Raw genomic sequence first — 19404 nt, 5'->3', positions numbered from 1 at the left:
AAAATACCGGAAAGCTAATATACAAACACAAATGTATGTTAAATCGCTTTGCAGCGCAACAGAGTCATTCAGCACAGCTATTCAAAAAATAAATAAGCCGCCACAAGGGGTTAGTCCCGTGGCGGCTGGTTTTCACGCAGCTGTGATGAGGCCTTAGCCTCAAAACGCATCAGGCGAGGACGCGGTCGTCGTCGCCGAAACGGTGCATGGCACCGACCGTCGGCGTCGCATAGACGATGTCGTCAGGCGCGTAGCGATGTTCGCCGAAGAGGCGGACGGTGATGGTGCCGACCTGCTCGGAATCGATATAGACGATGGTGTCGGCGCCGAGGTGCTCGACATGCACCACCTTGCCCTTCCAGTCGCCGCTCTCGCGTGAAAGCGCCATGTGCTCCGGGCGGATGCCGATCGTCTTGGCTTTGACATCGCCGAGCCGGGCGCCCTCGATGAAGTTCATCTGTGGCGAGCCGATGAAGCCAGCGACGAAGACGTTGGCCGGGCGGTTGTAGAGATCCATCGGCGAGCCGATCTGCTCGATCTGGCCGGCGTTGAGGACGACGATCTTGTCGGCGAGCGTCATCGCCTCCACCTGATCGTGGGTTACGTAGATCATCGTTGCCTTCAGGCTTCGATGCAGCCGGGCAATCTCAAGCCGGGTGTTGACGCGCAGCGCCGCGTCGAGGTTCGAAAGCGGCTCGTCGAACAGGAAGAGCTTCGGTTCGCGCACGATCGCGCGGCCGATCGCCACGCGCTGACGCTGGCCGCCCGAAAGCTCGGCCGGGCGACGGGCGAGGTAGGGATCGAGCGACAGCATGTTCGCTGCCTTGCCGACCTTGTCCTCGATCTCCGCCTTCGGAGCGCCGGCCTGTTTCAGGCCAAGGCCCATATTGTCCTTCACCGACAGGTGCGGATAGAGCGCGTAGGACTGGAACACCATGGCGATGCCGCGCTTGGCGGGCGCCACGTGGCCGACTTCCGTGCCGTCGATCTGCACGCTACCGGAGGTCGCGTCCTCGAGACCGGCGATGGTGCGCAGCAAGGTCGACTTGCCGCAGCCCGACGGGCCGACGAAGATGACGAACTCGCCGTCCTTCACCTCGAGGTCGATGCCCTTCAGCACCTCATGGCTACCGTAGGCCTTGCGGATGGATTTGAGTTGAAGCGATCCCACCTGGTTGCCCCCTTTAAAGTTTGACTGGTCTGCCGGTGCGCACGCTTTCGTCTGCGGCGAGGCAGATGCGTAGCGACTGCACGGCGTCGTTCATGTGACGGTCGAGGTCGATGTTTTCGCGAATGGCCTTCAGCACATAGGCCTGCTCGCGGTCGCAGAGTTCCTGGTGGCCGGGCTCGCCGTCCATCTTCAGGTCCTCGTCGGCTTTCAGGAAACGGCCATCGGGACCGGTTTCGGCATTGTGCAGCCGGATCACCGCGGTTTTGGTGTGCATGTCGATGTCGTCGGACTTGGCATTCTGGTCCATGACGATCGACACCGATCCCTTCGGCGACATCACGTCCTTCACGAAGAAGGCGGTTTCCGAGATCATCGGCCCCCAGCCGGCTTCGTACCAGCCGGCCGAACCATCCTCGAAGATCACCTGCAGGTGGCCGTAATTGTACATGTCGGGCGCGATCTCGTCGGAGAGGCGGAGCCCCATGCCGCGCACTTCCACCGGCTTGGCGTCGGTGATCTGGCACATGACGTCGACATAGTGCACGCCGCAATCGACGATCGGCGACGTCGTCTTCATCAGCGACTTGTGCGTCTCCCAGGTCGGGCCGCTGGACTGCTGGTTCAGGTTCATGCGGAAGACATAGGGACCGCCGAGCTTGCGCGCTTCGGCGATCAGCCGGATCCACGAGGGGTGATGGCGCAGGATGTAGCCGATCACCAGCTTGCGGCCGTGCTTCTTCGCAGCCGCGACGACGCGCTCGGCGTCGGCGACGGTGGTTGCGAGCGGCTTTTCGACGAAGACGTCGGCGCCGGCCTCGAACGCCATGACCGCAAAGTCCGCATGGCTGTCAGAATAGGTGCAGATCGAGCAGAGCTCGGGCTTCAATTCGGCCAGGGCCGTCTTGAAGTCCGGATGGATCGTGTAGCCGCTCAGTTCCTCCGGCAGCGGCACCTTCGAGCGGTTGACGAGGCCGACGATCTCGAAGCCGGGATTGTTGTGATAGGCGAGCGCATGGCTGCGCCCCATGTTGCCGAGCCCCGCGACGAGGACCCGGACCGGTTTGCTGCTTGCACTCACTTGACTGCTCCTGCCGTGATGCCGCGGATCAGTTGCCGCGAGAAGATGACGTAGAGGACGAGAACCGGAAGGATGGCGAGCGACAGCGCCGCCAGAACCGCGTTCCAGTTGGTGACGAACTGGCCGATGAAGATCTGCGAGCCGAGCGTCACGGTCTTGGTGGTTTCCGCCGGTGCGAGGATCAGCGGGAACCAGAGGTCGTTCCAGATCGGGATCATCGTGAAGACCGCGACGGTTGCCATGGCCGGACGGACGAGCGGCAGAACCAGGCGGAAGAAGATCGAATACTCCGACAACCCGTCGATGCGCCCGGCGTTCTTCAAGTCATCCGAGACCGTGCGCATGAACTCCGAGAGAATGAAGATTGCGAGCGGCAGGCCTTGGGCCGTATAGACGAGGATCAGTGCCGTCAGCGTGTTGACGAGGTTGGCAGCGACCATGCCCTGCAGAATGGCGACGGTGCCGAGACGGATCGGGATCATGATGCCGATCGCGAGATAAAGGCCCATGAGTGTGTTGCCACGGAAGCGGTATTCCGACAGCGCGAAGGCGGCCATCGCCCCGAAGAGCAGCACCAGCGCGATCGAGACGATCGTGACGATGAAGCTGTTCTGGAAATAGGTGGCGAAGTCCCCCTGGCCGAGGACGGTCTGATAGCCGATCAGGCTGAAGGTCTGCGGCGTCGGGATCGTCAGCGGCGCCCGAAAGATCGCGTTGCGATCCTTGAACGAGTTGATGATCGTCAGGAACACCGGAAACAGCGAGATGAGCGTGTAGGCGATGAGCGCTGCATGCACGAAGCCGGTGCGGAGAAATGAATCGCGTGCTTTCGACATCTCCGGTCTCCTCAGAACTGGTAGCGGCGCATGCGGCGCTGAATGACGAAGAGGTAGAGCGAGACGCCGGCGAGGATGATGAGGAACATCACCGTGGCGATCGTCGCGCCCATCGAGCGGTCGCCGAGCTGCAGCTGGAAACCGAAGAAGGTGCGGTAGAGCAGCGTACCGAGAATGTCGGTCGAGCCGTCGGGACCGGCAAGCGCGCCCTGCACCGTGTAGACCAGGTCGAAGGCGTTGAAGTTGCCGACGAAGGTCAGGATCGAGATGATGCCGATGGCGGGCAGGATCAGCGGCAGCTTGATCTTCCAGAACTGGCTCCAGCCGGTGACGCCGTCGCATTCGGCAGCCTCGATCACCTCATCCGGAATGTTGAGCAGGGCGGCATAGATCAGCATCATCGGGATGCCGACATATTGCCAGACCGAGATCAGCGACACGGTGATGAGCGCCGAGCCCGGCTTGCCGAGCCAGGGGGCAAACAGTGACTTCAGGCCGACGAGGTCGAGCATGCCGGGTGCCACGCCCCAGATCGGCGACAGGATCAGCTTCCAGATGAAGCCGACGATCACGAAGGAGAGCAGCGTCGGCAGGAAGATCGCCGTGCGGTAAAAGGTGACGAAGCGCAGCTTCGGGATCGACAACATGGCGGCGAGCGCAACACCGATCGGGTTCTGCACGCACATGTGGATGATGAAGAAGATGACGTTGTTCTTCAGCGCATTCCAGAAGTCGTGCGCCCAGCGCTCTTCGCCAAACAGCGTCTGGAAATTCGCAAGGCCGACAAAGGTCGACTGGCCGTCGACCGTGTTGAACAGCGAAAGCCTGAGCGTCTCGATCAACGGCAGGATCATCACCGCCGAATAGACCAGGAAGGCCGGCAGCAGGAAGACGAGGATGTGCCAGCGTTTCGGCCGCCTTGCGGTCGGCTGTCCCTCTTGCACTGAAAGAGCGTCACTCATGGATCCATCCGTTTCTAGAAGACCGGTCCCCAAACAATCATGATGCGCACCGGCGCCACGCGGCCGGTCGCGCCGCATGCCGTCTGCCCCTTTATCGAGGGCTCATGACGAAGGTTAAGTCTATCGCGTTCTTTTGCAAACGACTGCGTCGGTGGCCTCCCACTGTGGGAGGCCGGTGACGCTTCGGCTGGGGGAGTGCCGTCATTCGGCATGTCGCCCCGCCCGGTCCCTACGGCATCCTTAAATCCATCCGGCTAAAGGTGCTCTATGCACGTCCAGAACGTGCGGCGCTGTAGGGCCGACCCTCCCCAAGAAGGGGAGGGAACCTGTTGCGCTTACGTCTTACTTCGCCGGCTTGTACCAGGCGTCGAGGCCCTTCTGCAGCTTCTCGGCGGCAACCTCAGGCGTATCCGTGCCGTTGATCACGTTGGCCGATTCGACCCAGGTCTCATTTTCCAGGCTCGGGGTGCCGCGTGCCAGGATCTGGTAGGTCGAGCGGATCGTCGGCTTGCACTTTTCGCGCCAGGAGACGAATTCCTGGGCGAGCGGATCGGTCATCTTCACCGGGGTCGAGTTGAGGCTGAAGAAGCCCGGCAGTGCGTTGGCGTAGATGTCGGCGAACTCAGGCGAAGCAACCCAGGTCAGGAAGGTCTTGGCCTGCTCGGCATGTGCGCTCTTGGCATTGAGGCCGATACCGATGTCGTTGTGGTCCGAAATGTAGCAGGTGTCGCCAGCATTTTTGACCGGCGGCGGGAAGGCGCCCATCTTGAACTGAGCCTGGGTGTTGAACAGGCCGATCTCCCACGAGCCTGCCGGATAGATCGCGGCGCGGCCGAGCGTGAAGAGGTTCTGGCTGTCCGGGTAGGTCTGGGCTTCGAAGCCGTCGCCGAGATAATCCTTCCACTTGGCAAGAACGCGGTAGGGCTCGACCCACGGCTCGTCGGTCAGCTTCTGCTCGCCCTTGATCAGCGCGGCGCGGCCTTCCTCACCCTTCCAGTAGTTCGGGCCGATGTTCTGGTAGCCCATGGTTGCGGCTTCCCAGAGATCCTTGGTGCCCATCGCCATCGGGATGTAGTTACCGTCGGCCTTGATCTTGTCGAGGGCAGCGAAGAATTCCGCTTCCGTCGTCGGGATCTGGATGCCGAGTTGGTCGAAGGCGTCCTTGTTGTAGATGAAGCCGTGGATGACCGATGCCATAGGCACGCAGAAGGTGGCCTTGCCGTCGTCGGTGGTCCAGGCGGACTTGGCGACCGGCGAGAAGTTTTCCATGCCCGGCAGGCTCGTCAGGTCGGCGAGGTGCTTCTTGTTGTAAAGTTCGAGCGAGACGTCGAACGGACGGCAGGTGACGAGGTCGCCTGCGGAGCCGGCGTCGAGCTTGGCGTTGAGCGCGGCATTGTATTCGGTCGGTGCCATCGGGGCGAACTTGACCTTGATGCCCGGGTTCTTGGCTTCGAAGGCCGGGATCAGCTTTTCCTGCCAGATCGCCAGGTCGTCGTTTCGCCAGCTTTCGATGGTCAGCGTCACGTCCTCGGCGTGCGCCAGCCCGGCCGTGCCGAGAATGCTCGACGCAAGCAGCAGGCCCTTGATAGTCGTACGGGTCATTCAGCTTCTCCCTCTTATGTTGCGCCGTTTTGGCGCGGTTTGAATCCCAGGCTTATGTCAGGCCGTGACGATATCGATCGCCCGGCGCAGGTTCTGTCTGGCCTCTTTCAGTGCCGCCTCCGCGACCGCAACGTCCTTCGCGCCAGAGGCGAGAAGGATTGCGACCTTGACCGAGCCGGAGGCCATGTTGATCAGCCGGCCGGCCTCGCCAGCGCCGATGCCGGTAATGTCGGTAACGATGCGGATTGCGCGGCCGTGCAGCTTGATATTGTCGGCGCGCAGGTTGACCATGTGGCCGTCGAGGACGTGCCCGAGTTGAATGCCCACCAGCGTCGAGAACATGTTGAAGGCGATCTTCTGCGCGGTACCGGCGCCCATGCGCGTCGAACCGGAAACCACTTCCGGGGGCGTCTGCAGAAGGATCGAAACGTCGGCGTCCTTGAACAGCGCCGCACCAGGATTGTTGGCGACAGCGATCACCTTGGCGCCCAGCTTGCGGGCCTCGTCGGCCGCGGCGAGCGCGTAAGGGGTGGAGCCGCTGGCGGAAACGGAAACAAGGCAGTCGCCCGCGCCGATGCCGGCCTTGCGGACGTCGTTGCGGGCAAGGTCCATGTCGTCTTCATAGCCGCCCGCAAGGTCGCTCAGGCTGGCGGTGCCGCCGGCAAGCAGAACGACGATCTGGTCCTGGGGAATGCCGTAGGTGCCGGGCAGTTCGAGCGCATCGGCCATGGCCATCAGGCCGGAACTGCCAGCGCCCGCATAGGCGAGACGCCGGCCGGATGCGAGGGATTCGGCCGCGAGCGATGCGGCAGCCGCAATCGACTCGATCGCCGCGTCGACGGCCTTGGCGGCCGCCTGCTGGCCGGACGCAAGCAGGCGGAGCGCCAGCGCCGGATGCATAAGATCCAGGCCCTTGGCGTTGTCGTGGCGCTCTTCGGTCTTGGCTGACGGCATGGGTTGTATCTCCTCTTGGTCAAATTAATGCCAAAAAAATACCAATTGTCCAGCAGAATTTAAGTTTTGACGTCTTAAAAAACTAAACAGCTAAATTAGCCCTTGAATTTCAACGTATTGCAACGAAAACGAAACTGCAGACGGATTCAGGCTTGGTTATTGGTATTTTTTTGGTATCCTCAATGGGCGGAGGTGCTCATGACAAATTACCTGATCGGAATCGATGGCGGCGGAACGAGCTGCCGGGCTGCCGTGGCATCGGCGGACGGGCGCATTCTCGGGCGCGGCAAAGCGGGTGCGGCCAATATCCTGACAGACCCGGAAACCGCGCTTGCCAATATCGGTGAGGCCGCACGCGCCGCCTTTATAGAAGCGGGCCTTGATCCCCAGGGCATAACCGCTGCCAAGGCGATCGTCGGTGTCGCCGGGCACAATGTCGGCGACGCCGTGCATTATGTGAAGCGCCGCCTGCCGTTCGCCGCAGCCGATATCGAATCCGATGGCTTGATTGCCCTTCAGGGCGCGCTCGGCAATCGTGACGGTGCGGTCGCCATTCTCGGTACCGGCAGCATCTATATCCTTCGCCAGGGCGAAACCGTCAGCTATGTCGGCGGCTGGGGCTTCACCATCGGCGACCATGGCAGCGGTGCACGCATCGGCCATGCGCTTCTGCAGGAAAGCCTGCTTGCCTTCGACAATATTCATGAAGCCTCGGCGGTCACCGACAGCGTCCTTGTCGAATTCAACAACGAGGCGCGCGACGTCGTCGATTTCGCCCGCCTCGCCAAGCCCGGGGAATTCGGCCGCTATGCGCCGCGTGTTTTCGAAGGCGCCGCCGCCGGCGACCCGGTTGCCGTGCGCATCCTGAAAGCCGCTGCCCTCACAGTGGACGAGGCGCTTGATGTCGTCGTTGCAAGAGGCTGCGAAAGATTGTGCCTTCTCGGCGGATTGGCGCCGCTCTATCGCCCCTGGCTTGCCGATCGGCATCAGGCCCTGCTCGTCGAGGCGGAAGCCGACGCGCTGACCGGATCGGTCGCCGTTGCCGCCCAGCGTTTCGGCACCCAGGCGAGGGCAGGCGCATGACGCACCAGCTCGCTTCCATTCTGCCGCTCGAGGGTCTGCAGTCCGGAGGGTCGGGGCCGCTCTATCTCAAGCTTCGGCAATCGCTCGAAGACGCGATCCAGTCGGGCAAGTTGAACCACGGCGACGCTCTGCCGCCCGAGCGTGATCTTGCCGACTACGCCAACATCAGCCGCGTCACCGTGCGCAAGGCGGTGGACGATCTCGTGCGCGACGGCCTGCTGGTTCGCCGCCACGGCTCCGGCACCTTTGTCGTCAAGCCGGTCTCCAAGGTGCAGCAGTCGCTCTCGCGGCTGACCTCGTTCACGGAAGACATGGCGCGCCGCGGCCTGAACACCCACGCCCGCTGGCTGGAGCGCGGCCTGTTTCACCCCTCTCCGGATGAAATGATGGCGCTCGGTCTTCCGGCCGACGCGCTGGTTGCCCGGCTCGGGCGCCTGCGCATCGCCGACGACATGCCGCTTGCCATCGAGCGCGCCAGCATTTCGGCGGAGTTCCTGCCGGACCCGCAGGCCGTCACCTCGTCTCTCTATACTGCGCTCGACAAGACCCGCTCGCGACCGGTTCGCGCCGTGCAGCGCATCTCCGCCTGCAACATCAAGGATCCGGATGCCTCGATGCTCGGCGTCGCCGTCGGTTCGGCCGGCCTTTCCATCGAACGTGTCTCCTATCTCGCATCGGGACGCGTCGTCGAATTCACCCGCTCGCTCTACCGGGGCGATGCCTATGACTTTGTCGCGGAACTGACGCTGTCGGAATCCTAAAAGCGACGGCTCCGCCAAGAAAGGGAATTGACCATGCAGACCAATATGCGCCGAGAAATCGACGAGATCCCCGAAGCCGCCCAGCGTCTGCTGGAACGCTCCGCCGACCAGCTGAAGGCCGCCGGCGCCGCACTGCGCGCCAAGGATCCGGCCTTCCTCGTCACTATCGCCCGCGGCTCCTCCGACCATGCGGCGCTGTTCCTCAAATATGCGATCGAGCTGCAAGCCGGCGTGCCCGTCGCTTCGCTCGGCCCGTCGCTCGCCTCGATCTACGGTGCCAAGCTGAAGCTCGGCGGTGCCGCGGCGATCGCGATTTCGCAGTCGGGCAAGAGCCCGGATATCGTCGCCATGGCAAAGGCTGCGACCGATGCCGGCGCGGTCTCGATCGCGCTCACCAACACGCTGCCGTCGCCGATTTCAGAGGCCTGCACCAACCCGCTCGACATCTTGGCCGGTCCGGAAATCGCCGTTGCCGCCACGAAGTCATACGTCAATTCGATCGTCGCCGGCCTTGCCGTGCTCGGCGAATGGACCGGCGACGCTGCACTTCAGCGCGCGGTCGCCGACCTGCCGAACCAGTTTGCCAAGGCCGTGAAGCTCGACTGGCAGGCCTTTGCCGACGATCTCGGCGAAGCCGAATCGCTCTATGTGCTCGGCCGCGGCCCGGCGCTCGCCATCGCCAGCGAAGCGGCGCTGAAGTTCAAGGAAACCTCCGGCATGCATGCGGAAGCCTATTCGGCGGCCGAAGTGCTGCACGGGCCGGTGGCGCTCGTCGGCGCCAAGTTCCCGGTGCTCACGCTTGCCGCACGTGATGCGGCCGAGACGTCGGTTGCCGGCATTGCCGACGGTATGGCGGAAAAGGGCGCGGTGGTTCATGCTACCTCGAACCTCGCCGTCAAGGCCAAGCGCCTGCCGTTCGTCGAGACCGGTCACCCGATCACCGACGCGCTGACGCTGATCCTGCCGTTCTACGGTTTCGTCGAGGCCTGGTCGCGTTCGCGCGGTCTCAATCCCGATGCGCCGGCAAGCCTCAAGAAGGTAACGGAGACGAGATGAGCGAGAGGAAGGCAATCACCGGCGCCCGCCTGTTCGACGGCGTCGAATGGCACGACGGCTGCGCCCTCGTCATCGAAGCTGGTCGCGTCAAGGCGATCGTGGCGTCGGCCGACATTCCCGCCGACGCCGAACGGATCGATGCCCACGGCATGCTGCTGGTGCCGGGTTTCATCGACCTGCAGGTCAACGGCGGCGGTGGTGCGCTTCTGAACGAGGAGCCGACCGTCGAAGGCATCCGGCAGATCTGCTCGGCCCATGCCAAGTTCGGCACCACGGCGCTTCTGCCGACGCTGATCACCGATACGCGCGAAATCCGAAGCGCCACCATCAAGGCCGGCCTTGAGGCAAAGGCGGCCGGTGTGCCCGGTTTCCTCGGGCTGCATCTCGAAGGCCCGCATCTTTCGGTCGCGCGCAAGGGTGCTCATGATCCGAAACTGATCCGGTCGATGGACGATGCCGATCTCGCCGAAATGCTCGATTGCGCCAAGGCGCTCGGTGTCCTGATGGTGACTGTGGCGCCGGAAAACGCCACCAGGGAGCAGGTAAAGGCGCTCGCCGATGCCGGTGCCGTCGTCAGCCTCGGCCACACGGATGTCGGCTATGAAACTGCGGTCGCCTACGCCAAGGCGGGTGCACGTACCGTCACTCACCTCTTCAATGCCATGAGCGGTCTCGGCCATCGCGAGCCGGGCGTGGTCGGTGCTGCGCTTGCCACCGGCACGCTGCATGCGGGCCTGATTGCCGACGGCTATCACGTCGAGCCGGCGTCGATGGGCGTGGCGCTGCGCGCCAAGGTGGGGCCGGGCCAGATCTTTCTTGTCACGGACGCGATGTCGCCGATCGGCACCGACATGAAGAGCTTCCAGCTCAATGGCCGCGAAATCCTGCGCGAAGGTGGCCGCTTGACGCTTGCCGACGGCACGCTTGCCGGCGCCGACATCGACATGCTGTCTTCGGTGCGCTTCGTGCACGAGAAGCTTGGCCTCCCGGTCGAGGAAGCCCTTCGCATGGCGTCCGCCTATCCGGCCGATGCCATGGGGCTTGCCACTCACAAGGGACGGCTGAAGCCCGGAGCGGACGCCGATTTCGTGTTGCTCACGCCTGAACTCGGCATGGGCTCCACCTGGATTGGCGGCGACCAGGTCTACGCAGCCTGATTGCCGCTTACGAGAAGATTTGACAAGAAGACCCGGAAAGCGCTCCGCTCTCCGGGTCTTTCCTTTGAGGGAAGGAAAGGCGCCGATCAGCGCGGGCTGCGGGCCGCAAGCTTCACCTTCATCGCCCGCACCGTCTCCGGATCGGTGCGGCGCCGATCGGCGGAAACGAAGCCCATATCGACCAAGCGTGGATCCTGAGCCGGCTCACCAATCGAGCAGGAGGAGTGCACTTCGCTGACCGTGAGGTGATCGAGCAGAGCGTCGACCGTCTTCAGGGTGACGCCGGATCCCGGCATGATCGACAGCCTGGCCTTGGCAAGGCCGATGATTTCGCTAAGGCGGTCGATCGCCTGCGGCGCGCTCCTGGCCCCGCCTGAGGTGAGAATGCGCTCGAAGCCAAGGTCGACTGCGATTTCCATCGCCTCGGCGAAATCCGGGACGAGGTCGAAGGCCCGGTGCAGCGTCATGCCGAGTCCGGCCGCATGGCCGCTGAGCTTGGTGAGCATCGATGTGTCGAGCCGGCCATCGGCAAGCGAGGCGCCGAGCACGACGCCGGCCAGACCGGCATCCCGCACCGCGTCGATATCGCGACGCATCGCGTCGAGGTCAGCGGTTGAGAAAATGAAGTCGCCGGGCCGCGGCCGGATCATCGCGTAGACGGGCACTCGTGGCGGGCCAGCCAGCGCCATAAGGCCGGGATTGGGCGTGAGGCCACCGACGGAAAGGGCGGCGCAAAGCTCGATCCGGTCGGCGCCGCCTTCGATGGCCGCGTAAAGCCCGTCGGCATCGTCGACGCAGACTTCGAGTTTGATGTCGCTCATGCCTTGTCTCCTGAAAGCCCGAGCAGCGCCGCGCCGATGAGGCCGGGCTCGATCCGGCATTCGCCGCGTACAACCAACGGCCGGTCGAACCGCCGCAGAATCCGGCTACGCACCGCCTTGTCGATCTCGGCGAGCAGTTCCTCGGCATTGGAAAGGCCGCCGCCGACGGGCACGATCGTCGCACCCGTGATGTTGACGACGAGCGCCAGCGGTGAGCTGACGAGATCGACGAGCAGGTCGACCGTGCGTTTCGCCTCGGCGTCGCCAACCTTCCAGGCCTCGATGATCTCTTGGCTCGAAAGCGTCTTGCCGTGAGCGGTCTGGTGCAGCCGTTCCAGCCCGCGGGCGCCGCCGACGGTATCGACGCAGCGCTTCTGGCCGCAGCCGCAGGCGTAGGCGGGAATCGCCATTGGTGGATCCCCGGCCTCCGACGCGATCGCCGGGCCATGGCCCCATTCGCCGGCGAATCCGCCATCGGCATTGATCAGCCGGCCGTCGATGACAAGGCCGCCGCCGACCCCGGTGCCGAGGATGGCACCAAAGACGATGCGATGACCGCGCCCTGCACCCGCTCCGGCCTCGGCCAGCGCAAAACAGTCGGCGTCATTGGCGATCTTTACCGGCAGATGCAGCGCCGCCTCGAGTTCAGCAACCAGTTCGAGCCCGTCGATGCAGGGAATGTTGGCGCATTTGATGCGCCGCGTCTCGGGATCGATCACGCCGGTGATCGAGATCGCCACGCAGTCCGGGTGTCCGCCCGCTTCGTCCAGAACCGATTCGAGCGCCTGCACGAACTGGCGGAAATTGGTAAGCGGCGTGGTTCGGCGCGGTAGCGGAAAGATCCGGTCGCGCGAATGCACGATCGCGCCTTTGATTGCAGAGCCGCCGATATCGAAACAGACGATCATGCCTCACCCCGGATGATCGCCTCGGCCGAAAGCGCCACCGAAAGCAGCCGGTCGTCCTGGTGATGCGGGGCCGCAAGCTGGAAGCCGACCGGCATTTCCGCCGCCCCGAGCCCGCAAGGAATGGAGATGCCGCAGAAATCCAGGAAGTTGCCGATCGAGGTGTTGCGCAGCGTCTTGCCGTTGATCTTGAAGAACAGTTCGTCGTCTTCGAGAAGCGGCGCGATCGGGGGGGCGACATGGGGCAGCGTCGGGTGGGCGATGAGTTCGTTCGGCTTCAGACTTTCGACCGTCTCGTGGATCAGCTGGTCGCGCGCGTCGAGGAGAGCGATGTAGTCGGGCATGGAGATCTTCTCGCCGAGCCGCGTGCGGGCGACGACGCGTGGATCCATCGCGTTGGCCTCCGGCCCGGCCAGACGCTCGCGGTGCAGCGCATAGGCCTCCGCCGTCACCAGGGCGCCGTGGCGGGCCATCAGCCCGAACACGGCCGAGAAGGATGGAAAAGCGCGGCGGCTGACGGCAACGCCCGCCTTCTCGAGCCGCTTGATCGCGTCCTCGAAGGCCTCGACGACTTCCGGCTCCGCATCGTCGAACACCACTGTTTCCGGGATCACCAGCGCGATGCTCGAGAGGTCGGCGCGGCGCACGGTCGGCGCCGTCAGCCCGTGCATGGCGGCGTCCACCCAGACGGCATCCTGTACCGTGTGGCAGAGTGGCCCGAGCGAATCGAGACTTTCAGCCAGCGGAAAGATGCCCTTCATCGCATAGCGGCCGCGCGTCGCCTTGTAGCCGACGATGCCGGTGAAGGCTGCGGGAATGCGGACAGATCCACCGGTGTCGGTACCGATGGCCGCCGGCACCAGTCCGGCCGCAACCGCGACCGCCGAGCCCGACGACGAGCCGCCGGGAATGCGCTCGACGTCGGTGGCCGCGGGGTTGCGCGGCGTGCCGTAGTGCGGGTTGAGGCCAAGTCCGGAGAAGGCGAATTCACTAAGGTTGGTGCGACCGACACTGACCATGCCGGCGGCGGAAACGGCGGCGACCACAGGCGCGTCGCTCGTTGCCGGCGCGTTCGTCCGAAGCACGGCCGAGCCGGCGGTCGTAACGTTGCCGGCGGTGTCGAACAGGTCCTTCCAGGCGACCGGCAGGCCGTCGAGCAGACCGAGCGACCGACCGGCCCTCAGACGCTTCGAGGCAGCCTCCGCATCCCGCGTCGCGCGCTCCGGCGTCAGCTCGACAAAGATGGCGTAATCGCCGTGTGCGTCGATCGCCGCATAGGTTTCCTTGGCGAGCTCCACCGGATCCAGCTTGCCGCTCTGCACCAGCACCGAAAGGCTGGCGAGTGTCTTTTGTTCTGTCATGTCATCCTCCGCGGAGCGCTGCTGCCGGCATCCCGTATGTCTACAATATCGCCGCTCCCGGCGTTTTCCATGCTTCCCTTAGACGAGGCGCATGAATCTTGCATAAAGACGGGTGCCTGCCGGGACTATCTTGTCGCCGGTAGCGCCTCTGCCTACATGCACCATCGAACCTTGGCCCATGCTGGAGAGCGATGATGATCCTGGACGCGGCGCGACTGTCGCTTGCCAATCTGTTTGCACCCGAGACCCGATCGGTCTTCTGGAAGGTGCTGGGCCTGACGATCCTTGCGCTTGTCGCCCTGGGGTTTGCGGTGCGCGAAGTGTTCATCTGGCTCGCCTTGCCCTGGATCGACACGCTGATGCCGGGCACACCCGTCTGGGCCGGCTGGCTGACCTTCGTGCTCGGCATCTTCGCAAGCCTTGGCCTGGCCCTGGCGCTCGCCCTGCTTCTTGCGCCCGTCACCGCACTGATCGCCGGCTTCTTCCTCGACGACGTCGCCGACGTCATCGAGAAGCGTGACTATCCGAACGAGCCCCCAGGACGGCCGCTGCCGCTCGGCGAGGCGGTTGCCGGCTCACTGAAGTTCCTGGGCGTCGTGATCCTCGGCAACCTCCTGGCGCTGGTGCTGCTGCTCGTTCCGGGCGTCAATCTCGTCGCCTTCTTCCTGGTCAACGGTTATCTGCTCGGCCGCGAATTCTTCGAGTTTGCGGCGATGCGCTATCGCGCGCCGACGGAAGCGCGGCTCTTCCGGGAAAAGCACCGCTCGACCGTCTTTCTCGCCGGTCTGCTGCTCGCGGGCTTCCTGGCTGTGCCCTTCGTCAACCTTTTGACGCCGCTCTTTGCCGCCGGCCTGATGGTGCACCTGCACAAGCGTCTTTCGGCTAGGGATCCCGGGTTCTCGCTGCGTGTGGCGGCGAAGGCATAAGGCCTTGCTTGACATAAGGCCGGCTGTGGCCAATCTGCCGGCAAACGGCGCCGCGCGCCCATGGAGTTTGCAAGAATGAGCAACACCGACGAACGGATCACCCGCCTCGAGGAGACCGTGGCCCATCAGGCCAAGACCATCGAGGAGCTTTCCGATCAGCTTGCCGAGCAATGGAAGGTGGTCGAGCAGGCGCGCGCCAAGCTCGACCGGCTGACCGAAAGGTTCCTGACGCTCGAAGAGCAGTCGCTCGACGCGCCGGCAATCACGAAGCCGCCGCATTACTGATCGCCGCGCTCACGTCAGGACAAGCAAAAAAAGGCCGCCGGTCCAATGAACCGGCGGCCTTTTTCATGACGCAAGCGCTGCTCTTAGTAAGGGCAGGACTCGTCGCTCATGTAGTCGTGGACCTGGACCTTGCCGGCAATGATTTCGGCTTTCACCTTTTCCACCGCGTCGAGCATCTCGGGCGTGATCAGCGCCTTGTTGTTGTCGTCGAGCGCGTAGCCGACGCCGTCTTCCTTGAGGCCGAGGTTGGAAATGCCGAACTCGAACTTGTCGTTCTTGGCTGCCGTGAAGGCTTCGTAGACGGCGACGTCGACGCGCTTCAGCATCGAGGTCAGGACCTTGCCCGGCTGCAGGGCGTTCTGGTTGCTATCGACGCCGATGCCGAGCTTGCCCGCATCTGCGGCTGCCTGCAGAACGCCGACACCGGTGCCGCCGGCTGCGTGGTAGACGACATCCGAGCCCTGGTCGATCTGGGACTTGGCGATTTCGCCGCCCTTGACCGGGTCGTTCCAGGCGTCCGGCGTCGTGCCGGTGTAGGCTTCCAGAACCTTGACGTCAGCGCCGGTCGACTTGGCGCCGCCAACGTAGCCACAGGCGAACTTGTGGATCAGCGGAACGTCCATGCCGCCGACGAAGCTGACGGTCTTCGACTTGGAAGCGAGACCGGCGAGAACGCCGACGAGGTAGGAGCCTTCCTGTTCCTTGAAGACGACCGACTTGACGTTCGGCTTCTCGACGACCATGTCGATGATCGCGAACTTGATATCCGGATATTCCGGCGCGATCTTCTCGAGCGAAGCCGCCCAGTTGAAGCCGGCCATGACGATCGGGCTGTTGCCGTCGCTGGCGAAGCGGCGCAGCGCCTGTTCGCGCTGGGCATCGTTGGCGATTTCGAACTCGCGGTATTCGACGCCCGATTCCGTCTTGAACTTCTCGGCGCCGTTAAAGGCAGCCTCGTTGAAGGATTTGTCGAACTTGCCGCCGAGATCGTAGATGATCGCCGGCTTGATGTCGGCGGCCAGTGCCGTGGCGGACATCATCGAAAAGGCAAAAAGACCGAGAATTGTTTTTTTCATCGTGCAGCCCTGTTGTCGCTATTGATCTTATTGGGTCCTCCCGCCGGCTCCCTGACGGAAGCCTGTCTGCGGAACCCACCCCCTTCTCCTTGGGGCTAGGGTGGCGCATCCTTGCACGGTCACGGCAAAAAAACACTCAAAATTTTTCAGATGGTAAAAATTGAAGCCACGGATACCGGCACTCGTAAGGCACCGGTTCTGTTGCATTTTTTGAGATCACGACAAGGTGTCCCGGTCGGTCCGGTGCGGCCTCAGGGTTGTGGGTATCGCGACCGCGCGCGGGATGCCACCCGCGGGGTATGCGTCTAGTGGCCGATCGGGCAGCTGACGCCGGTGCCGCGCAGGCCGCAATAGCCGCTGGGGTTCTTCGCCAGATATTGCTGGTGGTAGTCCTCGGCGAAATAGAACGGTCCCGCCATGCCGATCTCGGTCGTCACCCTGCCGCCGTGATTGGCGTGCTTCAGCGCCGTCTGGAAAGTGGTGCGCGCGGCCTTGGCGTGCGCCAACTGCTCGTCGTCGTAGGCATAGATCGCCGAGCGGTAGGTGGTGCCGATATCGTTGCCCTGGCGCATGCCCTGCGTCGGGTCGTGTTCCTCGAAGAAGGTCCTGAGCAGGCTCGCGAGCTTCACCTTTTCCGGATTATAGACGACCAGGACCACTTCGGCATGGCCGGTAAGCCCTGTCGTCGTTTCCTGGTAGGTCGGGTTCGGCGTCAGCCCGCCGGCATAGCCGACCGCCGTCACGTAGACGCCGGGGATGTTCCACAGCAATCGTTCGGCGCCCCAGAAGCAGCCCATGCCCAGAAGGATGCTCTTGGTGTCGTCGGGGTAGGGGCCTTTCAACGGCCGGCCGGAAACGAAATGTGTCTCGGCCGTCGGGATCGCGGCGTCACGGCCCGGCAGCGCCGTCTGCGCGTCCGGCATGATCGTTTTCTTGTTGAACATGTCGATCAGGAACATCAGCACACTCCTTTCGATGCGAAGGCCGCCTGCAATGCGTCAGGCGGCGAATCGTCCGGCCGCCGGCCGCTTCTTGTATCCGACTATCCATAGCACGAGGGCGATCAGCGCCAGCACCGCAAAGGCCGGCTGTTGCAGCAGCCAATGCAGCATCCCGTGCCAGATCGTCGGTGCGGTATCGGAACGTTGTGCAAACTGGACCCAGCTTGCCGTGTCGGCGCCAAGCGCTTCCAGGTCGTCGCCGAGCGACGTCATGACCAGTTCCGATGCTGCGACCGACTGGATCGCGTCGACGGCACCGGCAAGCACGGCGGCAAACAACACGACGGCGCTCGCCAGCCTCAATAGAAATCGCATCGGACGGCATTCCCTTCAATTCGCTGGCTGGCGCCGGTCATCGGCTCGGCGCGTCGCCCTGCCGCATCTTCTCCGATCGCCCGTGCCTCGAACAAGGCCCGACAATGAAAATATGCGGCAATCTGGCATGCCGGAGGATGTGGCCGAGACGGGCCGGACGCATCGGACACGCCCTGACGCAAGAGATAAGCCCCTTGCCCGGAGTGCACAATGGGGACCGGGAACCCGCCCGCGTCACAAGATGTCAATAATCTGTCAGAAAGCAGTTGATCCCGGGCAAATCATCGGTATATAGACGCGCGTCCGCCGGTTCTCAGCCGGCTGACGCCGAAGGGCCCCGCCCTTCCCATCCAGCCGGATTGACCATCGGCTGCTGACGGATGGACAGGTGGCCGAGTGGTTGAAGGCGCACGCCTGGAACGCGTGTATACGTGAAAGCGTATCGAGGGTTCGAATCCCTCTCTGTCCGCCATTTCCCCCTTGTTCTGCTTCCATTGCCAATGCGCATTAAGCGCTACCCTTGTCCCATCTACTGGCGGGTATTGATCTGAGGCGCCGTGACAATGTCGTTTGGCGCGCAAAGTCGCGTCCTTTCTTTTCTCCTCCTGCTGAACAGCACACTTGTTATTGAGATAAGTACGTGCTTATGTGTTTGGCATGATCGAGAACGAGATATTCCGAGCCCTGGCTGACCCCACGCGCCGCGCCATCTTCGAGAAGCTTGCTGACGGAAGCATGAATGCCAGCGCTTTGCGGGAAGGTATGGACATAAGCCAGCCGGCCATGTCCCAGCACATTTCCGTGTTGCGGAGTGCCGGGTTGGTGAAGGAGCAGCGGCAAGGTCGGTTCGTAAACTACGAAGTCGACCCGGACGGGCTGGCCCAAATTGCGCAGTGGCTCGCGAAATACCGTGCCTACTGGCCGGCACGCATCGAAGCTCTGAAGATCTTGCTGAAGGATATGGACCAATGAACCGCGAAATCAGCGCCCCGGACGATAACAGCCTTGAACTGGAATACGAACTCGACGAGGCGCCGCAGAAGGTCTGGCGCGCAATCAGCATCCCGGCGTTTCGCGAGAACTGGCTACCGAAAGAGGCATTGGCCGACCCCGATGGCGCCGTCGTCGTGCCTGGAGAAGAGGTCCGCTACAGGCTGCGCGAAACCGAAGCTCCGTTTCTCGAAAGTACGGTCACATTCCGGATCGCCCCGATTGGTTCGGGCGGCACCCGGCTGCGGATCGTCCACGAACTGCCGAATGTTCGCGGCGGTCGCGTGACCAGGACGGCCGCGAACAGCAACGATACTCTCATGCTCGCCGCCTAGACCGGCGAGCTTCCCCTCAATCTCTGGATAAATGGAGTTCGCCGATGCGCGAAGCGATGCAACTCGTCCCTATGGTCGTCGAGCAGTCGAACGGTGGAGAGCGGTCGTTCGACATCTACTCCCGCCTGCTGCGCGAGCGAATCATCTTTCTCAACGGTGAGGTGAACGACACGGTCTCCGCGCTGGTCTGCGCCCAGATGCTTCTTCTCGAAGCGGAAAACCCGAAGAAGCCCATCCATCTCTATATCAATTCGCCGGGCGGCGTGGTGACCAGCGGTTTCGCCATGTACGACACTATGCGCTACATCCGGGCACCGGTGCATACACTGTGCATGGGGACCGCACGGTCGATGGGTTCGTTTCTGCTGATGGCCGGCACGCCGGGCCAACGGGCCGCCTTGCCCAATGCCAGCATCCTCGTGCACCAGCCATCGGGCGGTTTTCAGGGCCAGGCGTCCGACATGCAGATCCATGCCGAGGAGATCCTTCGCACCAAGCAGCGCATGACGCGCCTCTATGCGGAACATTGCGGACGGACCTACGAGGAGTTCGAACGCGCTATGGACCGGGACCGTTTCATGACCGCAGAAGAAGCATTGGAATGGGGCCTGATCGACACCATCCTGAAGGTTCGCGACGACGGCGAGCCGGCGGCCTCCAGCGGCTTTGCCCTCTGACGGTCTGTCACTGTTCGGCGGGCTACCGGCCGATAACGGATGGTCCGCTGCC

General features: G+C 63.3%; 21 protein-coding genes and 1 tRNA gene. 10 read left to right on the top strand and 12 right to left on the bottom strand.

What is annotated here, in order from left to right; genetic code table 11:
* Window positions 1-169: 169 nt before the first annotated feature.
* From OVA00_RS18705 to OVA00_RS18680, 6 genes are all read right to left on the bottom strand, one after another.
* Window positions 170-1171 (bottom strand): ABC transporter ATP-binding protein, encoded by a 1002-nt coding sequence (locus OVA00_RS18705; protein ID WP_034804877.1) that lies wholly within the window; start codon window positions 1169-1171, stop codon window positions 170-172.
* 13 nt (window positions 1172-1184) lie between these two features.
* Window positions 1185-2249 carry a Gfo/Idh/MocA family protein gene (locus tag OVA00_RS18700; protein ID WP_060519458.1) on the bottom strand — a complete coding sequence of 355 codons (1065 nt, stop codon included), beginning with the start codon at window positions 2247-2249 and terminating at the stop codon, window positions 1185-1187.
* A complete protein-coding gene (locus tag OVA00_RS18695; RefSeq protein WP_060609508.1) occupies window positions 2246-3085 on the bottom strand; it encodes a carbohydrate ABC transporter permease in 840 nt (279 codons plus the stop codon). Before OVA00_RS18695 ends, OVA00_RS18700 begins: the two co-directional genes overlap by 4 nt.
* An 11-nt stretch (window positions 3086-3096) precedes the next feature.
* Window positions 3097-4047, bottom strand: coding sequence for a carbohydrate ABC transporter permease (locus OVA00_RS18690; protein WP_034804869.1), 951 nt, complete (start codon window positions 4045-4047; stop codon window positions 3097-3099).
* Between the two features lie 342 nt (window positions 4048-4389).
* Window positions 4390-5649, bottom strand: coding sequence for an ABC transporter substrate-binding protein (locus OVA00_RS18685; RefSeq protein WP_034804866.1), 1260 nt, complete (start codon window positions 5647-5649; stop codon window positions 4390-4392).
* Window positions 5650-5706: 57 nt separating this feature from the next.
* The gene (locus tag OVA00_RS18680; RefSeq protein WP_090296155.1) at window positions 5707-6603 is read right to left on the bottom strand and encodes an N-acetylmuramic acid 6-phosphate etherase; all 897 of its coding nucleotides are present in this window, start codon (window positions 6601-6603) and stop codon (window positions 5707-5709) included.
* Window positions 6604-6801: 198 nt separating this feature from the next.
* On the opposite strand from OVA00_RS18680, the gene OVA00_RS18675 reads away from it, so the two are divergent.
* The 4 genes from OVA00_RS18675 to nagA are packed head-to-tail and all read left to right on the top strand — an operon-like array spanning window position 6802 to window position 10660.
* A complete protein-coding gene (locus tag OVA00_RS18675) occupies window positions 6802-7686 on the top strand; it encodes an N-acetylglucosamine kinase (RefSeq protein WP_268089448.1) in 885 nt (294 codons plus the stop codon).
* Window positions 7683-8447 carry a GntR family transcriptional regulator gene (locus tag OVA00_RS18670; RefSeq protein WP_034804855.1) on the top strand — a complete coding sequence of 255 codons (765 nt, stop codon included), beginning with the start codon at window positions 7683-7685 and terminating at the stop codon, window positions 8445-8447. The genes OVA00_RS18675 and OVA00_RS18670 overlap by 4 nt, the downstream gene beginning before the upstream one ends.
* A 33-nt stretch (window positions 8448-8480) precedes the next feature.
* Window positions 8481-9503: an SIS domain-containing protein gene (locus tag OVA00_RS18665; RefSeq protein WP_034804852.1), complete on the top strand. Its 1023-nt coding sequence runs from the start codon at window positions 8481-8483 to the stop codon at window positions 9501-9503.
* Window positions 9500-10660: an N-acetylglucosamine-6-phosphate deacetylase gene (gene nagA, locus OVA00_RS18660; protein WP_060609504.1), complete on the top strand. Its 1161-nt coding sequence runs from the start codon at window positions 9500-9502 to the stop codon at window positions 10658-10660. The genes OVA00_RS18665 and nagA overlap by 4 nt, the downstream gene beginning before the upstream one ends.
* A gap of 86 nt (window positions 10661-10746) precedes the next feature.
* Here the strand turns inward: nagA and OVA00_RS18655 are convergent, their stop codons facing one another.
* From OVA00_RS18655 to OVA00_RS18645, 3 genes are read right to left on the bottom strand one after another with little or no spacing between them, the layout of a single operon-like run.
* The gene (locus OVA00_RS18655) at window positions 10747-11481 is read right to left on the bottom strand and encodes a copper homeostasis protein CutC (RefSeq protein WP_268089447.1); all 735 of its coding nucleotides are present in this window, start codon (window positions 11479-11481) and stop codon (window positions 10747-10749) included.
* Entirely contained in the window at window positions 11478-12389 is a 912-nt protein-coding gene (locus OVA00_RS18650) for an ROK family protein (protein ID WP_060609497.1), read from the bottom strand. The genes OVA00_RS18655 and OVA00_RS18650 overlap by 4 nt, the downstream gene beginning before the upstream one ends.
* Complete coding sequence (locus tag OVA00_RS18645; RefSeq protein ID WP_034804840.1) at window positions 12386-13747, bottom strand: amidase; 1362 nt, start codon at window positions 13745-13747, stop codon at window positions 12386-12388. Before OVA00_RS18645 ends, OVA00_RS18650 begins: the two co-directional genes overlap by 4 nt.
* 194 nt (window positions 13748-13941) lie before the next feature.
* On the opposite strand from OVA00_RS18645, the gene OVA00_RS18640 reads away from it, so the two are divergent.
* Together OVA00_RS18640 and OVA00_RS18635 are read left to right on the top strand one after the other, a co-directional pair.
* Entirely contained in the window at window positions 13942-14673 is a 732-nt protein-coding gene (locus OVA00_RS18640) for a sulfate transporter family protein (RefSeq protein ID WP_268089446.1), read from the top strand.
* 75 nt (window positions 14674-14748) lie between these two features.
* Window positions 14749-14958 carry a SlyX family protein gene (locus OVA00_RS18635; RefSeq protein ID WP_034804834.1) on the top strand — a complete coding sequence of 70 codons (210 nt, stop codon included), beginning with the start codon at window positions 14749-14751 and terminating at the stop codon, window positions 14956-14958.
* A gap of 83 nt (window positions 14959-15041) precedes the next feature.
* Here the strand turns inward: OVA00_RS18635 and OVA00_RS18630 are convergent, their stop codons facing one another.
* From OVA00_RS18630 to OVA00_RS18620, 3 genes are all read right to left on the bottom strand, one after another.
* The gene (locus OVA00_RS18630) at window positions 15042-16034 is read right to left on the bottom strand and encodes a BMP family lipoprotein (RefSeq protein WP_034804831.1); all 993 of its coding nucleotides are present in this window, start codon (window positions 16032-16034) and stop codon (window positions 15042-15044) included.
* Window positions 16035-16339: 305 nt separating this feature from the next.
* A complete protein-coding gene (gene msrA / locus OVA00_RS18625) occupies window positions 16340-16993 on the bottom strand; it encodes a peptide-methionine (S)-S-oxide reductase MsrA (RefSeq protein WP_113504984.1) in 654 nt (217 codons plus the stop codon).
* A 39-nt stretch (window positions 16994-17032) separates the two neighbouring features.
* Window positions 17033-17350, bottom strand: a complete 318-nt coding sequence (locus OVA00_RS18620; protein WP_113504983.1) for a hypothetical protein — start codon at window positions 17348-17350, stop codon at window positions 17033-17035.
* A gap of 382 nt (window positions 17351-17732) precedes the next feature.
* Here OVA00_RS18620 and OVA00_RS18615 point away from each other — a divergent pair.
* The 4 genes from OVA00_RS18615 to OVA00_RS18600 all read left to right on the top strand — a co-directional run bounded on the left by OVA00_RS18615 (window position 17733) and on the right by OVA00_RS18600 (window position 19352).
* Window positions 17733-17822, top strand: a tRNA-Ser gene (locus OVA00_RS18615).
* Between the two features lie 185 nt (window positions 17823-18007).
* A complete protein-coding gene (locus OVA00_RS18610) occupies window positions 18008-18322 on the top strand; it encodes an ArsR/SmtB family transcription factor (RefSeq protein ID WP_034804822.1) in 315 nt (104 codons plus the stop codon).
* Window positions 18319-18675, top strand: coding sequence for an SRPBCC family protein (locus OVA00_RS18605; RefSeq protein ID WP_060519474.1), 357 nt, complete (start codon window positions 18319-18321; stop codon window positions 18673-18675). The genes OVA00_RS18610 and OVA00_RS18605 overlap by 4 nt, the downstream gene beginning before the upstream one ends.
* Window positions 18676-18719: 44 nt before the next feature.
* On the top strand, window positions 18720-19352 hold the full coding sequence (locus OVA00_RS18600; RefSeq protein ID WP_034804815.1) for an ATP-dependent Clp protease proteolytic subunit: 633 nt from the start codon (window positions 18720-18722) through the stop codon (window positions 19350-19352).
* Window positions 19353-19404 lie beyond the last annotated feature (52 nt).

The sequence above is a fragment of the Ensifer sp. SL37 genome (assembly GCF_026672675.1).
GTDB classification, from domain to species: domain Bacteria; phylum Pseudomonadota; class Alphaproteobacteria; order Rhizobiales; family Rhizobiaceae; genus Ensifer; species Ensifer adhaerens.
The sequence above is the reverse complement of the archived record's forward strand: the minus strand, read 5'-3'. Positions and strand labels throughout refer to the sequence as shown.